This window comes from Blastomonas ursincola, from assembly GCF_013607875.1.
Lineage (GTDB): Bacteria > Pseudomonadota > Alphaproteobacteria > Sphingomonadales > Sphingomonadaceae > Blastomonas > Blastomonas ursincola.
In genome coordinates this window covers 694,405-708,984 of the sequence record NZ_VDES01000001.1, presented here as the reverse complement: position 1 = coordinate 708,984, position 14,580 = coordinate 694,405, and the positions used below count along the sequence as shown (strand labels likewise).

Genomic DNA, 14,580 nt, shown 5'->3' with positions numbered 1-14,580 from the left:
AGTCGCAGATCGAGGTGGACAGGGCCGCCGCACGCGCTGCCCGCGAGGCCGAGAAGGAAGCGGCCAGAGTCCGCAAGCAGCAGCAGGAGGAAGCCGAAAAAGCGGCCAAGCAGGCGCAGAAGGAAGAGGACAAGAAGGCCAAGGCGGCCGAGAAGGAGGCGCGCAAGGCTGCCAAGGAGCAGGAAGAGGCGTCCGAAGACAAGGACAAGGAAGCCCGCAAGGCTGCGCGCGATGCCGAAAAGGAATCGCTGGAAAAGCGTGACAGCAACGCTGCCGATGCCTCTGCTGTCGGCGCATCGCTGGTGCCGACGCCCGACAAGGCCGATCCCGACAATATCCTGTATCTCGACCTGTCGACCGGTGGCCGGGTGACGATCCAGCTCTACCCGGAAATTGCCCCCAACCATGTCGAGCGGGTCAAGACGCTGACCCGCCAGGGCTTTTACGACGGCATCATCTTCCACCGCGTGATCGAAGGCTTCATGGCGCAGACCGGCGACCCGACGGGCACCGGCACCGGCGGTTCGGACCTTCCCGATGTCGCGGCGGAGTTCAACAAGTTCCCGCATCTGCGCGGCAGCGTGTCGATGGCCCGCGCGCAGGACCCGAACAGCGCCAACAGCCAGTTCTTCATCGTCTTCTATCCGCGCTTCTCGCTCGACAACAGCTATACGAATTTCGGCCGCGTGATCTCGGGCATGCAATATGTCGACGCCGTGCCGCGCGGCGAGCCGCCGAGCACCCCGGCGCGCATCCTGCAGGCTTCGCTCAAGTCGCAGAACAAGCCCGAGCCCAATTACGCGGCCCAGGCCCAGCCTGCCGAGCGCGCGATCTCGGTCGACGAGCTGAACGCGCCGATCAGCAACTGATCGCTTTTCAGGCAATCTTGCAATCCATCGTCATTCCCGCGAAAGCGGGAATCCCGCCTGGCACCTGACGCTGAACCGGAAAGCGGGACCCCCGCCTGCGCGGGGATGAAGAACCTTGCTGGATGGATTGCACCCGACGATGCGCGTTGACGAATTCGACTTCGACCTTCCCCAGGAACGGATCGCCCTGCGCCCTGTGCGCCCGCGCGATGCGGCGAAAATGCTGCACGTGCAGGGCAGCAGCATGACCGATGCGACGGTGCGCGATCTGCCACGCCTGCTGAACCCGGGCGACTGCCTGGTGTTCAACGATACCCGCGTCATCCCTGCGCAGCTCGAGGGGGTGAAGCTGGGCAGCCAGGCGCGCATCGGCGCGACGCTGCACAAGCGGATCGATCTGCGCCGCTGGCAGGCGTTCGTGCGCAACGCCAAACGACTGCGCGAGGGCGATGTCGTGCATTTCGGCGCGGGCGTGATGGCCGGGGTCGAGAGCAAGGCGGATGACGGCTCGATCGTGTTCGACTTTCAGGGCGACGAGCCCGTCGAGATACTGCTCGATCGGGCAGGCACAATGCCACTGCCGCCCTATATCGCGAGCAAGCGCGAGATCGACGAGGCCGATCGCGAGGACTACCAGACCCGCTTTGCGCAAAAGGACGGTGCGGTCGCTGCGCCCACGGCCTCGCTGCACTTCACGGACCGGCTGATGGCCGAACTTGGCGAGGCCGGGATCGAGCATGCCATGCTGACGCTGCATGTCGGGGCGGGGACCTTCCTTCCGGTCAAGGCGGACGACACCAACGACCACCAGATGCACGCCGAATGGGGGCGCATCGATGCCGAGACGGCGGACCGCCTCAATGCCATCCGCGCGCGCGGCAACCGCGTGATCGCGGTGGGGACCACCGTGCTGCGCCTGATCGAAAGCGCCGCGGGCGACGATGATATCATCCGCCCCTTCGAGGGCGACACCTCGATCTTCATCACGCCGGGCTATCGCTTCAAGGGCATCGACGGGCTGATGACCAACTTCCACCTGCCGCGCTCGACCCTGTTCATGCTAGTCTCGGCGCTGATGGGGCTCGATGTTATGAAAGCGGTTTACGCCCACGCGATCGCGAACGAGTATCGCTTCTATTCCTATGGCGACTCCTCGCTGCTGCTGCCCGGAGAGCGCGATCAGCTGATCTAGTCCGTCACTAACATAGATCAGTATTTTCGGTTTTCCCGATCAACTCGTCCCGGATTAATCTCCAGTGAACGGCGAATGCGCCGTCCCATTGCAGGAGATCAACCCGATGAGTCGCACCTCCGTTTCCGTGATTGCCTTGCTCGCTTTCACGCTTTCGGCGCCTGCCGCCTTTGCGCAGCCCGCCACCCAGCCGCAGGTCAATCCCGCTGCGGCCAATTCGAACCAGGACTGGTGGCCCGAGCGGCTCGACCTGTCGCCGCTCCGCCAGCATGCGCGCGAATCGAACCCGATGGGTGACGATTTCGACTATGCGAAGGAGTTCCAGACGCTCGATATCGCGGCGGTCAAGGCCGACATCAAGACGCTGATGACCACGTCGCAGGACTGGTGGCCGGCGGATTACGGCCATTACGGTCCGTTCTTCATCCGCATGGCCTGGCACAGCGCGGGCACCTATCGCACCGCCGATGGTCGTGGCGGCGCTGGCGGCGGCCAGCAGCGGTTCGAGCCGCTCAACAGCTGGCCCGACAACGCCAATCTTGATCGCGCGCGCCGTCTGCTGTGGCCGATCAAGCAGAAGTACGGCCGCAAGCTCAGCTGGGCCGACCTGATGGTGCTGACCGGTAACGTCGCGCTCGAATCGATGGGCTTCAAGACCTTCGGCTTCGCCGGTGGCCGCACCGACGACTGGGAGGCCGACAAGGTCTATTGGGGCCGCGAGAAGAAGTTCCTCGCCGCCGATCGCTATCATGGCGATCGCAAGCTCGAAAAGCCGCTGGCTGCGGTGCAGATGGGCCTGATCTACGTCAATCCCGAGGGCCCGAACGGCAATCCCGATCCGCTGGCTGCCGCCAAGGACATTCGCGAAACCTTCGGCCGCATGGCGATGAACGACGAGGAAACCGTCGCGCTGATCGCAGGCGGGCACACCTTCGGCAAGGCGCATGGCGCGCACAAGGCCGAAGAGTGCATCGGTGCCGATCCGGCGGGTTCGCCGACCGAACAGCAGGGTATCGGCTGGGTCAACAAGTGCGGCACGGGCAAGGGTGTCGATGCGGTGACCAGCGGGCTGGAAGGCGCGTGGTCGGTCAACCCGATCGCTTGGACCACCCAGTATCTCGACAATCTGTTCGGCTTCGACTGGGTGCAGACGCGCAGCCCCGGCGGTGCGATCCAGTGGATCCCCAGCGACAAGAGCGCTGCGAACCTGGTCCCCGACGCGCATGACAAGACCAAGCGTCACGCACCGATCATGTTCACCACCGACCTCGCGCTGAAGATGGACCCCGAATATCGCAAGGTGTCCGAGCGCTTCCACAAGGACCCGGACGCGTTTGCCGATGCCTTTGCCCGCGCTTGGTTCAAGCTGACCCATCGCGACATGGGTCCGCGCTGGCGCTATCTGGGCGCCGATGCTCCCAAGGTCGATCTGATCTGGCAGGACCCGGTTCCGGCAGTCGATCACCCGCTGGTCGATGCGCAGGATGTCGCCTCGCTCAAAGCGCAGATCCTGGGCTCGGGACTGACCACGCAGGAACTGGTGCGCACCGCCTGGGCGGCAGCGGCAAGCTATCGCGACACCGACATGCGCGGCGGCACCAATGGCGGACGCCTGCGGCTCGCCCCGCAAAAGGACTGGGCGGTCAACAACCCGGCGGAAATCACCAAGGTTGTCGCCAAGCTGGAAGCGATCCAGACCAGCTTCAACAAGGCGCAGAAGGGCGGAAAGAAGATCTCGCTCGCTGACACCATCGTGCTTGCAGGCAATGCTGGTATCGAGGAAGCCGCGCGGAAGGCTGGTCACAGCCTGACCGTGCCGTTCAAGCCGGGTCGCGGCGATGCCAGCCAGGCGCAGACCGACGTGGCAGCCTTCGAACCGCTCGAGCCGACCGCAGACGGCTTCCGCAACTATTATGGTGCGGGCAGCGTGATGTCGCCGGTCGACATGCTGGTCGATCGTGCGAACATGCTGAGCCTGACGGTGCCCGAAATGACCGTGCTGGTCGGCGGCCTGCGTGCGCTCGACGCCAATACCGGCGGCGCGAAGCATGGCGTGTTCACCAGCACGCCGGGTCAGCTGAACAACGCATTCTTCGTCAACCTGCTCGACATGGGCAACAAGTGGACGAAGTCGCCGAGCGAAGCGGGTCTGTATGAAGGACGCGACATCAAGTCGGGCCAGCTCAAGTGGACCGCTACCCCGGTCGATCTGATCTTCGGATCGAATTCGGAGCTGCGCGCGGTGGCCGAAGTCTATGCCGCCAGCGATGGCGAAAAGAAGTTCGCTGAGGACTTTGTCGCCGCCTGGACCAAGGTGATGAACCTCGGCCTGCAATAAGCTTCCCCGCCCCGGTGGCGGCGGCCCACATGCCGCCACCGGATGCAGGCCTATTTGTCCTTCATCACCCAGACCCCGTCCCACTCCCCATGGGGCGGGGTCGCTTGCAAGATGCGGCAGCGTTCGACATAGGTGCGCGACAGCCCGTCGCCGGGATTGAGCGACAGGCATTTCTCGAAGCGGGTGATCGCCTCTTCCCAGCGCGCGCCACGATAGGCGATGATCCCGTCGTCGAAATGGCCGAGGACATCGCGCATGGCGGGGAAGGTCTGCGCGTCGTGATAGTCGAGCAGTTCGAACACGCGCACCGGCGCAGTCTTGCCCTTGACCACGACCAGATCGATGTCGCGCATGCGATAGGTGCCGTTAAAGCGTGAAACGGTGTTCTCGCTCGCCAGGATCCGCGCCGAATAGGCCTTGCACGCGCTTTCGAGCCGGCTGGCGAGGTTCACGCCATCGCCGATCACGGTGTAATCCATCCGCTTGGGACTGCCGATATTGCCCGACACGATATGGTCGGTATGGATGCCAACGCCCATGTCCACGGTCTTCAGGCCCCGGTCGCGGCGCTGGGCATTCCATTCCCACAAGGTGCGGATCATGTTGATCGCGGCGCGCGCGGCGCGGTCCGGATCGTCGTCGTGGCGGACGGGCAGGCCGAAACAGGCCATGATCGCATCGCCGATGAACTTGTCGAGCATGCCGCCCTGCGCGGTGATGCAATCGACCATCAGGCTGAAATATTCGTTGAGGAAGGAGACGGTGCCCTGTGCGCCATATTCCTCCGTTATGGTTGTAAAACCGCGCACGTCGGTGAACATGATCGTCGCCTCGGCGCTGACCCCGCCCAAGAGGTCTAACGTGTCATTGTCCATCATCTGCGCGGCGATGACCGGGTCCATATAGCGCGACATGGTCGATTTCATGCGCTTCTCGCTGCTGATGTCCTCGACCATCAGCATCGATCCCAGCTTGCTGTCATCGCTTTCGGAGACGAGCGGCATGATCGTGAGGTTCACCGACTTGGTGACGCCGGACAGCGCCACCTCGGCATCGGGGAAGATGTCGCTGCTGCGCTCTTCCTTCACCTTCTCGATCCGGTCGAGGATCCAGCTGCCGCGCTCGTCGAGCAGGTCCGACAGCAGCCGCCCCTGAAGTTCGGAGGCCTTGCAAGACCAGATGCGCTCGATCGCCTGGTTGCAGGTGATGATCTTGCCCAGCGGATCGAGCGTCAGCACGCCGTTCGACATGCTCTGCAGCACCGATTCATTGTACAGCTTCATCCGCTGCACATCGTCGAACAGTTTGGAATTCTCGAGCGCGATGGCGATCTGACCGGTAAAGGTCTTGAGCTGCTGCTCGTCCTTGTCGGTGAACGCGCCGGTCTTCTTGTTGAGCACCTGGGTGACGCCGATGACCTCGCCCTGCTTGTTGATGATCGGCACGCAAAGGATGCAGCGGGTGAAGAAGCCCGTTTGCCGGTCGAAGCTGGGGTTGAAGCGCAGGTCCGCATAGGCGTGCGGGATGTTGAGGCTCTGACCTGTCGTGAACACCGTGCCCGCGATGCCGACGTTCGACGGGAAGCGGATCTCGTTGACCTTGCCGCCTGCCGAAAAGAGCGAGAACAGCGTGTCGGTCGCCTTGTCGTGGATGAAGATCGTCGCGCGCTCGGCCTCGAACATCCGCACTGTCTCTGCCACCACGCGCTGGAGCAGCCGGGTCAGGTCGACTTCCGAGCTGATCTCCGAGATCATCGACAGGAATGCGAGTTCCTTGGCGCGGACCTGCTCGATCTCCTCGATCGATTGAAGGCTTTGCAGGAAAACGGTTGCCTGGCTGGTCATCTCCTCGAGCAGGGCAACGTCATCGGTGGTGAAGTTGCCGTCATGCTTGTTGATGTTCTGCATCACGCCGATGATCTGGCCCAGCGGCGTGCGTACGGGCACGCAGACGATGTTGCGCGTCTTGTAGCCGGTGCGTTGGTCGACCGTGCTGTTGAAACGCGGATCGGAATAGGCATCGTCGACAAGCAGGGACTCGCCGGTCTGGAAGACATGCCCCGCGATTCCCGAATTGGCGAGGATGCGGATTTCCAGGCTCTGGCTGCCCTGGGCGAAGCGCGAATAAAGCTCGCCGGTCTTGGGATCGTTGAGAAACAGGGTCCCACGATCGCAATTGAGCTCGCGCGAGGTCAGCTCGACGAGCATCGCCAGCACGCCATCGATCTGCGTCATCGTCGCGCATTTGCGGGTGACCTCCAGCAGCACCTCGGTGCGGCGCAGCGCTGCGGCGCGCTGGCTCTCGGTCATCGGCCGCGCCAGAGTATCGGTGCCCACGCTCATCAGGCCTTTTCCCTCGTCATCTCTTCCATCCGCTTGCGCAGCGCCTGGATCTGTTGCTGCAGCGCCTGTCGTTCGAGCGCATGATCCGATTCCTGGCGCGCCCGTGCCTGGTCGGCGGCGGCGCGCTCGGCATCCAGCGTCTGGCGCAGCGCATCGATGCTGCCCTTGAGCTGCACGATCTCGGCCTGTGCGGCTGCGCGCTCGGCCTGCAGAGCGTGGTCGGACGTACGCTGCTGCGCTTCCATCTGGTCACGCATCTGCTGGATTGTCGTGGTAAGATCGGCGATGCGCGCCGCCTCTTCGGACCGGGCGCGCGTGATCTGCCGATCGGCATCGTTGGCGGCGGCTTCCAGTGCCTGGCGCAGACCGTCGATCGTCGCCTGAAGGTGCAGGTTGGCGGCGCGCATTTCCGAAAGCGCGTCCGGACTGGAATCTGATGTCATGTCGATCGTCCCCGCCAAACTGGTCCTATTGGTAACGGCGCATGTCAAGCACGGTTAACCGCTGATTTGCCATAAGGAGGACAATAATCTGTGACAGCGCGCACGCGCCCAGTCGTTTGTTGCAATCAGCCGATTGCGCGAAGTTAATCCTTGAGCTTCAGGGCTTTGCGCAACTCGGCATTGATCCGGCTCTGCCAGCCGGGGCCGGTTGCACGAAACCCTTCAAGCACCGCGCGGTCCAGCCTGAGCGTCACCTGCTGTTTGGGATTGTCCGACTTGGGCCGACCGGGGCGGGTGAGGGTGCCATCGGCGGGGCGGATGAGCTTGTCGCCATGCCAGACAGCGGCGCGGCGGAACTGGTCATCTGTCCATTCGGGTGTGTCGTCTGGATCAGTCCAGGGCTCATGCGGTGAAGCCATGATGGTCTGTTTCCCAACCTGGTTCAGGTATCAATATTGCAACTACAATAACCCGCCGCGTCAACTTATTCCATCGCCAGCAGCCGCTCGGCACCGCCCAGGTCGACCGAGACCAGGCGGCTCACCCCACGCTCGACCATGGTCACGCCGAACAGGCGGTGCATGCGGCTCATCGTCACGGCATTGTGGGTGACGATCAGGTATCGGGTGTCGGTAACGACTGCCATGTGATCGAGCAGGTCGCAGAACCGGTCGATATTGGCATCGTCGAGCGGTGCGTCGACCTCGTCGAGCACGCAGATCGGCGCCGGGTTGGTGAGGAAGAGGCCGAAGATCAGCGCCACCGCCGTCAGCGCCTGTTCGCCGCCGGAGAGCAACGTCAGCGAGGAAAGGCGCTTGCCCGGGGGTTGCGCCATGATTTCGAGCCCGGCTTCGAGCGGATCGTCGCTGTCGATGAGTTCGAGATGCGCCTTGCCGCCGTTGAACAGCCGCGCGAACAGCGTGCGGAAATGGCCGTCCACTGTCTCGAATGCGGCGAGCAGCCGCTGGCGGCCCTCGCGATTGAGCGCGCCGATCGAACCACGCAACCTTGCGATCGCCTCGACCAGTTCGTCATGCTCGGCCCGGATCGTCGCCATTTCGGTTTCGAGTGATGCGAGCTCGTCCGCTGCGATGAGATTGACCGCACCCAGCCGCTCGCGTGCCTGGTGCATCCGCTCGTGCTCGGCGGCTTCGGTCTCGGCCGCCGCGATCTGAGCCGGATCGAACGCGAAGCGTTCGGGCAGCAGCGGGGGCGGGCACTGGAAGCGCTCGCCGCAGCCTTGCGCGAGCTCGATGCGTCGCTGGTCCTGATGCTCGGCGCGTGCGGATGCGCCAGCGCGCTGCTCGCGGGCAAGGGCGAGCGCTTCGGATGTCGCCGCTGCCAGTCGCTCGGCCTCGGCCAGCGCCTTTTCTGCCGCATGCGACGCCGCCTCCGCCAGGGACTGCGCCTGGCGTGCCTCGGCGAGCGATGCCTGGAGCGCTGTGATCGTCTCGCCCAGCTTCTCGGGCTTGCCCGCCATGCCAGCGCGTTCCTGCTCCAGCTCGGCCGCACGCACCTGCATCTCGCGCAGCCGCTGTGCGGCCTCGCCCGATCGACCCTGCCAGCCCTTGATCTCGGCGCGCACGGTGGCACGCCGCTCGCGCAGGGCGGACAAGGTCTGGGCATGCGTCGCGAGCGCTGCCATCGCGGAGCGCAGGCCTGTTTGCGCTGCGCCGGTGCGTTCGGTGAGAAGAGCCACCTGCTCGCGCTGCGCTGCGCCATCGGGCAAGCCAGCGCGCGCTGCTTCGGCAGATTCCAGGTCTTGCGCGGCGGCTTCGGCATCGGCGGCCAGGCGCTCGATACGCTCGGCGAGATCGTCGCGGCGCTCGGCATCGCGCTGCAGCGCGTGCTCGGTCTGGTCGCGATCGCGCAGCGCCTGGCGTTCGGCAGCTTCGGCTGTGCCCAGCGCGCGACTATGCTCGGCGATCCGCGCCTGCAGATCGGCGAGTTGCTGTTGCGCCAGCGCCAGAGCCGTCTCTGCACTGTCCAGCCTTTCGGCCAGCGCAGGCCGAGCCGCCTCGAGCTCGGTCAGCCGGGTGCGTCGCTCCAGCCGTTCTGCCGCCGCCGCACCGTCGCCGCTCGACACAAATCCGTCCCAGCGGCGCACCCGCCCATCGCGCGTTACCAGCCGAACGCCGGGACCGAGCGCCTGTCCGGCATCGATATGTGCAACCATGACGAGCGACAGCCGCGCGGCGAGAGCCTCGGGCGCCCGGACATGGTCGGCGAGCCAGACGCAGCCATCGGGCAGGGCAGGGCGATCGGCGGGCACAGCGGCCCCTGTCCAGCACCGCCCTTCTCCGGCAGGCTCTGCGATCGGAGCGCTCAGGTCATCGCCCAGCGCGGCGGCGAGCGCCTTTTCAAATCCCCTTTCGGCCTGAACCTGGTCGAGCGCGCGCTCGCCTCCGCCGGGTTTCTTGGCCAGGTCGCGCGTCAAGGCGTCGATCTCGCGCGTCATCGCGTTCAGCTCAGCGCGCAGCGTCGCTAGCTCGCTCTGCGCCGCATCGCGCGCTGGAACGACAGCATCGCGATCCGATTGTGCCTTGGCCAGCGCGGCCCCTGCCGCCGCCTTGGCCTGCGCCGCCTGCGCGCATTCGGTCAGCGCCTCGTCGCGCAGCCGTGCCAGTTCGGCCGCATCGCCTAGCCCGGAAAGTTGCGCCCGCGTCCGCTGCAATTCCTCATCGGCACGGCGGTGGCGCGCCAATGCGGTCGCTAGCGCGGCATCGGCGACCTTGATATCGGCGTCGGTGCGGGCGAGCTCGGCGCGGGCCTCTGCCAGCGCCACCTCGGCCTCGCGCACGGCGCGTTCGGCATTGTCCTGCGCGTGCGCAAGCACCGGCCCGCGTGCATCCTCTGCCGCGATATCTGCCTGGACGCGGGCATTTTCGGCCTCCAGCCGTTCGAGCGCGGCGGTGGCATCATGAGTCAGCCGGTCCTCGCGCGCGCTGTCTTCGGCAATCCGCTTCTGCTGCCGGTCGAGATCGGAAAGGCGCTGCACAGCGGCATCGCGCTCTGCCGTCAGCGACGAGAGCCGGAATGCCAGATCCTGGGCGGCATCGCGCGCCGATTGCAGCGCGGCGCGGGTTTCGGCCAGCGTCTCGATCGCGCTGCGCTGCGCGGTCTGCGCCTCATTCTGCGCCGTCTGGGCCGCAACTACGGCTGCCTCTGCCGCCGCAGCCTCGGCGCGCGCCTGCTTGGCCGTCTCGGCCGCGGTGCGCCAGCGCGCGAAAAGCGCGCGCGCCTCAGCCACCGCAATCTGGTGGCTGAGCGCGCGGTAGCGTTCCGCCGCCTTGGCCTGACGCGCCAGATTGGCCGAGCGCGCCTCCATGTCGGTGAGTACCTGCTGCAGCCGCTCGAGATTGGCCTCGGTCGCGCGCAGCTTCTGCTCGGCATCCTTGCGGCGGACATGGAGGCCCGCGATCCCGGCGGCCTCCTCGAGCATCTGGCGCCGCTCGACCGGGCGGGCGGAGATGACCGCGGCGATCCGTCCCTGGCTGACCAGCGCCGGGCTGTGCGCGCCTGTGGCGGCATCGGCAAAGAGCAGCGCGACATCCTTGGCGCGCACGTCGCGGCCATTGGCGCGATAGGCGCTGCCCGCACCGCGCTCGATCCGGCGGACGACCTCGAGCTCGCCATCCTCCACCGTTACCGCCGCGAGCACCGGCTGGCTGACCTCGGTGAGCAGCGCGACTTCGGCGAAATTGCGCGCGGGGCGGGTGGCGGTCCCGGCGAAGATCACGTCTTCCATGCCGCCGCCGCGCATCGACTTGGCCGAGCTTTCGCCCATCACCCAGCGGATCGCCTCGAGCAGGTTGGACTTGCCGCAGCCATTGGGGCCGACAATGCCGGTCAGGCCGGGTTCGATGCGCAGTTCTGCGGGCTCGACGAAGCTCTTGAACCCGCTGAGCTTAAGCCGCTTGAAACGCATCGGGGCAGTGAAGGCAGGGGGCGCGTGACTTGTCTGGCCCGGCACCGCAGCCTGGCCAGCCTCATCCGCCATCAATCCCCCATGGTCCATCGAACCCCCTTCAATGGCTCCGGGTCAGCGCGCCCCCATCGCCTGGATTTCGGTTTCCAGCGCCGGCCAGCCGGTGAATTCGACCTTGCGACCATTGATATAGAAGGTCGGCGTGCCCTGGATATCGTCTTCCTTGGTCGCGGTCTGGGTATTTTCGGCCAGCGCCTGCGCGGTCTCGACATTGGTCAGGCACTGCAGCGCCTGATCGCGCGAAATGCCGCGCTGAGCGAAGAAGTCGATCAGACCGGTGCCTTCGGCCAGTGCGACGAAGCGCTGATTGTCGGGCAGGGCGAGCGCCGCCTCGAAGCGCTGCTGGCCCATGGCCTGCGCCTTGGTGAAGATGTCCGCCTGATTGGCCAGCACCTGCTCGCTGAGCGCGAAGAAGCTCTCGTTCGGCCCGCAACGCGTCAGCATCGATGCGGTGAGATCGAGCGGTTCGCGCACGAAGTTGCGGAATTCATAGCTGACCCGGCCGCTGGCGACGTATTTGTCGCGGATGGTCGCAAAGGCCTGTTCGGCGAATTCGGCGCAATGGCTGCAAGTGAGCGAGGCATATTCGACCAGCTTGATCGGTGCATCGGGATTGCCCATCACATAATAGCCCTTGTCGGTCTTGGTGACGGTTTCGGTCCAGTTCTTGCCGGCAGGCGCGGGGATGGCGGCGATCGGCTCGCCGGAGGGAGCGCCTTCCGCGGCCTTGTCGGCTTCACCGCTGCACGCGGCGACGGAGAGCATCAGGGGCAGGGCGATCAGGCTGGCAAAACGCTTCATACAGATTTGGTCCTTGTCATCGGAAACAGGGGGAAGTTCGACCCCGCGGGTCGGAAAATGCGTGGATTCTGCTCTAGCGGCTGGCCAGCAGCGGTTCCAGACTTTTCCAGTCATAGACATTGGCCTGCAGCTTGCCGTTGATGGTGAAGCTGGGCGTTCCTTCGATCTTGACGGTCTCGCTGGCGAACTTGGTCATCGCCAGCACCTTGGCCTGTTCGGCCTTGTTGGCAAGGCACGCATCAATCTGGGCATTGGTGGCCAGCGGCGAATGCCGCCGCAGCTCGTCATACAGGCCAAGATCGCTGGCAATGCGCTTCAGCCGGGCGTTGATGTCGCCCTGATACCAGGCGGCCTGGCCTTCGCGGCCCAGGCTCCCGGCCTTGGTCATCCAGGTGCGCTGACTGGCGAGCAGGCCGTGATGGCGGCGGAAGAAGCTGCGCGGTTCGCCGCAGCGTGCAAGCAGTGCGACGGTCATGTCGAGCGGATCGCGGATGAAGTTGCGCACCTCCAGGCTGGTCTTGCCTTTAGAGATGAAGCCATCGGCCAGCGCGGGATCCGATTCCTGATCGAACGCAGCGCAGTGCGGACAGGTATAGCTCATGTACTCGACGATTTTCTGCGTCGCGGCCGGGTTGCCCAGAACATGCCCGCCGACCTGGCTCTGGCTCACGCGGTTGGACCAGTCGGCCGGGGCTGCGGCCTTTTGTGCGGTACCGGGCGATACGGCAAACAGGCTCGCGGCGGCAGCAAGCGCGATGGCGGAAACGGCAAGAAGCGGGCGCAACGGCGCAATCATCGATCAACCTCATCAGGCAGGGGCGGCGCGAACAGGCGCACGGGTTTCAGATTGTCGCTCCTTAGCTGAACCGGGGCTGGCCGGGGAGCCTTTGAAGCGGCCTCGCGCGCTTCCTTTTCCTCCAGGCTGCGCGCCAGCGATTCGAGCACGGACTGCAGTTCGGGGTCGGCAATGGGCTTGAGGCCATCGGCTGGCGCGATGCTGATGGTCCGCAGCGATGGCGGCGGGGCAGGGCGCGGCTCGGGGCGTTTGGGCGCGGTCAGCGTGCCGTGGCGATATCGAACCCGCGCCACCGCCGCATATCCGAAAAAGCGGTTCACCCGCGCGATGATCTCCGGCTCGGCATGCTGCATGAAGATCGCCGTGGCGCTGGTCACGACGAGGTGCAGCGTGCCATCGGCCTTCTTGCCGCGGGCAAAGGCGATCGATTCCGGGCTGGCCATCGCGGCATAGCGCGGCCCGGCGATCTCGGCCCAGCGGCTGACCAGCGAGCTCTGGATGAAACCGAACTTGCGGAAGCTGGTCTCGCCGATCGACGGAATCAGGTCGGCAATACCGCGCGCATCGCCGCCCCGCCTGCGCCGGGGTGCCGGGGCAGGCTGCGCTGTCTTGCGCGGCTTGGTGGTAACGGGCTTATCGCTTTCCATTTCGCGTGCGACCATGGCATAGCGCCCCCATGTCCGTCGAGTGTCGCGATGATATTGTGGAAACCGGCACCGGCACCGGCGCTGTCGCTGAAGCGCTGCTCGGTCATTACGACATGCACGCGCGCGACCTCCCGTGGCGCGTTTCGCCCGCCGCGCGCAGGGCAGGGCTGAAGCCCGATCCGTACCGCGTCTGGCTGTCGGAGGTGATGCTGCAGCAGACCACGGTCGCGGCGGTCACCGGCTATTTCGAACGCTTCACCACCCGCTGGCCGACGGTCGAGGCGCTCGCCACCGCGCCGCAGGAGGACGTGCTCGCCGCCTGGGCGGGGCTCGGCTATTATGCCCGCGCGCGCAACCTTATCGCCTGCGCGCGGGCCGTCACCGTGGATCATGGCGGGCGCTTTCCCGGCACGGAGGCGGGTCTTCGTGTCTTGCCCGGCATTGGCGATTACACCGCAGCGGCGGTGGCAGCGATCGCGTTTGACGAACCGGCAGCGGTCGTTGATGCCAATGTCGAGCGGGTGGTCGCGCGGCTGTTTGCGATCACCACATCACTGCCCGCAGCCCGGCCCGAAATCCGCAAGCACACCGCCGAGATCACCCCGCGCGAGCGTCCCGGCGATTTCGCACAGGCGATGATGGACCTTGGCGCGACCATCTGCACGGTGCGCAATCCCTCCTGCCTGCTCTGCCCGCTCGCGCCGCACTGTGCAGCGCACGCGCAGGGCATCGCCGAATCGCTGCCGGTCAAGCCGCCCAAAAAGGCCAAGCCGCAGAGCACCGGCACAGCCTTCTGGATCGAGCAGGACGGCCAGGTGCTGCTCGTGCAGCGGCCCGGCAAGGGGATGCTCGGCGGGATGCGCGCGCTGCCCGACGATGGCTGGGCCGCGGGCCGCAACGGAACCGCCCAGCCGCCCGTTCCGGGCCAGTGGCAGGTCATCGATGGTGCGGTCGCGCATGTCTTCACGCATTTTTCGCTCGAGCTTGCATTGGCGCTTTATCGCGGCCCTCAAATCGATAAGGTTGCCATTGAAAACCTGAATGGCATCTGGTGGCCGGTGGAACATATTGCGGAGGCAGGGCTTCCGACGCTGTTCGCCAAGGCCGCCGCGCTCGCCATTCAGTATCGATAAAGCCGGACTGGCCAAAGGCGCAGATCCGATC

At 65.6% G+C, this 14,580-nt stretch carries 11 protein-coding genes; 4 read left to right on the top strand and 7 right to left on the bottom strand.

Features of this window, described 5'->3' with window-relative positions; all coding sequences use genetic code 11:
• The first annotated feature begins 248 nt into the window (after window positions 1–248).
• The 3 genes from FG486_RS03405 (at window position 249) to katG (ending at window position 4,399) form a co-directional block, all read left to right on the top strand.
• The gene (locus FG486_RS03405; RefSeq protein WP_241695615.1) at window positions 249–869 is read left to right on the top strand and encodes a peptidylprolyl isomerase; all 621 of its coding nucleotides are present in this window, start codon (window positions 249–251) and stop codon (window positions 867–869) included.
• Window positions 870–1,008: 139 nt separating this feature from the next.
• Window positions 1,009–2,061 (top strand): tRNA preQ1(34) S-adenosylmethionine ribosyltransferase-isomerase QueA, encoded by a 1,053-nt coding sequence (gene queA, locus FG486_RS03400; RefSeq protein ID WP_181266445.1) that lies wholly within the window; start codon window positions 1,009–1,011, stop codon window positions 2,059–2,061.
• A 106-nt stretch (window positions 2,062–2,167) separates the two neighbouring features.
• Window positions 2,168–4,399 carry a catalase/peroxidase HPI gene (gene katG / locus FG486_RS03395; protein WP_066276418.1) on the top strand — a complete coding sequence of 744 codons (2,232 nt, stop codon included), beginning with the start codon at window positions 2,168–2,170 and terminating at the stop codon, window positions 4,397–4,399.
• A gap of 50 nt (window positions 4,400–4,449) precedes the next feature.
• Here katG and FG486_RS03390 read toward each other — a convergent pair whose 3' ends face one another.
• The 7 genes from FG486_RS03390 to FG486_RS03360 form a co-directional block, all read right to left on the bottom strand.
• Window positions 4,450–6,741 (bottom strand): adenylate/guanylate cyclase domain-containing protein, encoded by a 2,292-nt coding sequence (locus tag FG486_RS03390; protein ID WP_241695569.1) that lies wholly within the window; start codon window positions 6,739–6,741, stop codon window positions 4,450–4,452.
• A complete protein-coding gene (locus tag FG486_RS03385; protein WP_181266444.1) occupies window positions 6,741–7,184 on the bottom strand; it encodes a hypothetical protein in 444 nt (147 codons plus the stop codon). The genes FG486_RS03390 and FG486_RS03385 overlap by 1 nt, the downstream gene beginning before the upstream one ends.
• A 143-nt stretch (window positions 7,185–7,327) precedes the next feature.
• Window positions 7,328–7,603 carry a BrnA antitoxin family protein gene (locus FG486_RS03380; RefSeq protein ID WP_066276404.1) on the bottom strand — a complete coding sequence of 92 codons (276 nt, stop codon included), beginning with the start codon at window positions 7,601–7,603 and terminating at the stop codon, window positions 7,328–7,330.
• A gap of 65 nt (window positions 7,604–7,668) precedes the next feature.
• The gene (smc, locus tag FG486_RS03375) at window positions 7,669–11,112 is read right to left on the bottom strand and encodes a chromosome segregation protein SMC (RefSeq protein ID WP_181266856.1); all 3,444 of its coding nucleotides are present in this window, start codon (window positions 11,110–11,112) and stop codon (window positions 7,669–7,671) included.
• Between the two features lie 114 nt (window positions 11,113–11,226).
• The gene (locus tag FG486_RS03370) at window positions 11,227–11,973 is read right to left on the bottom strand and encodes a thioredoxin domain-containing protein (RefSeq protein WP_066276405.1); all 747 of its coding nucleotides are present in this window, start codon (window positions 11,971–11,973) and stop codon (window positions 11,227–11,229) included.
• 73 nt (window positions 11,974–12,046) lie between these two features.
• Complete coding sequence (locus FG486_RS03365; RefSeq protein ID WP_181266443.1) at window positions 12,047–12,769, bottom strand: thioredoxin domain-containing protein; 723 nt, start codon at window positions 12,767–12,769, stop codon at window positions 12,047–12,049.
• Window positions 12,766–13,431 carry a DUF721 domain-containing protein gene (locus FG486_RS03360; RefSeq protein ID WP_171007866.1) on the bottom strand — a complete coding sequence of 222 codons (666 nt, stop codon included), beginning with the start codon at window positions 13,429–13,431 and terminating at the stop codon, window positions 12,766–12,768. The genes FG486_RS03365 and FG486_RS03360 overlap by 4 nt, the downstream gene beginning before the upstream one ends.
• A gap of 14 nt (window positions 13,432–13,445) precedes the next feature.
• On the opposite strand from FG486_RS03360, the gene mutY reads away from it, so the two are divergent.
• Window positions 13,446–14,549 carry an A/G-specific adenine glycosylase gene (gene mutY, locus FG486_RS03355; RefSeq protein ID WP_181266442.1) on the top strand — a complete coding sequence of 368 codons (1,104 nt, stop codon included), beginning with the start codon at window positions 13,446–13,448 and terminating at the stop codon, window positions 14,547–14,549.
• The last annotated feature ends 31 nt before the right edge of the window (window positions 14,550–14,580 follow it).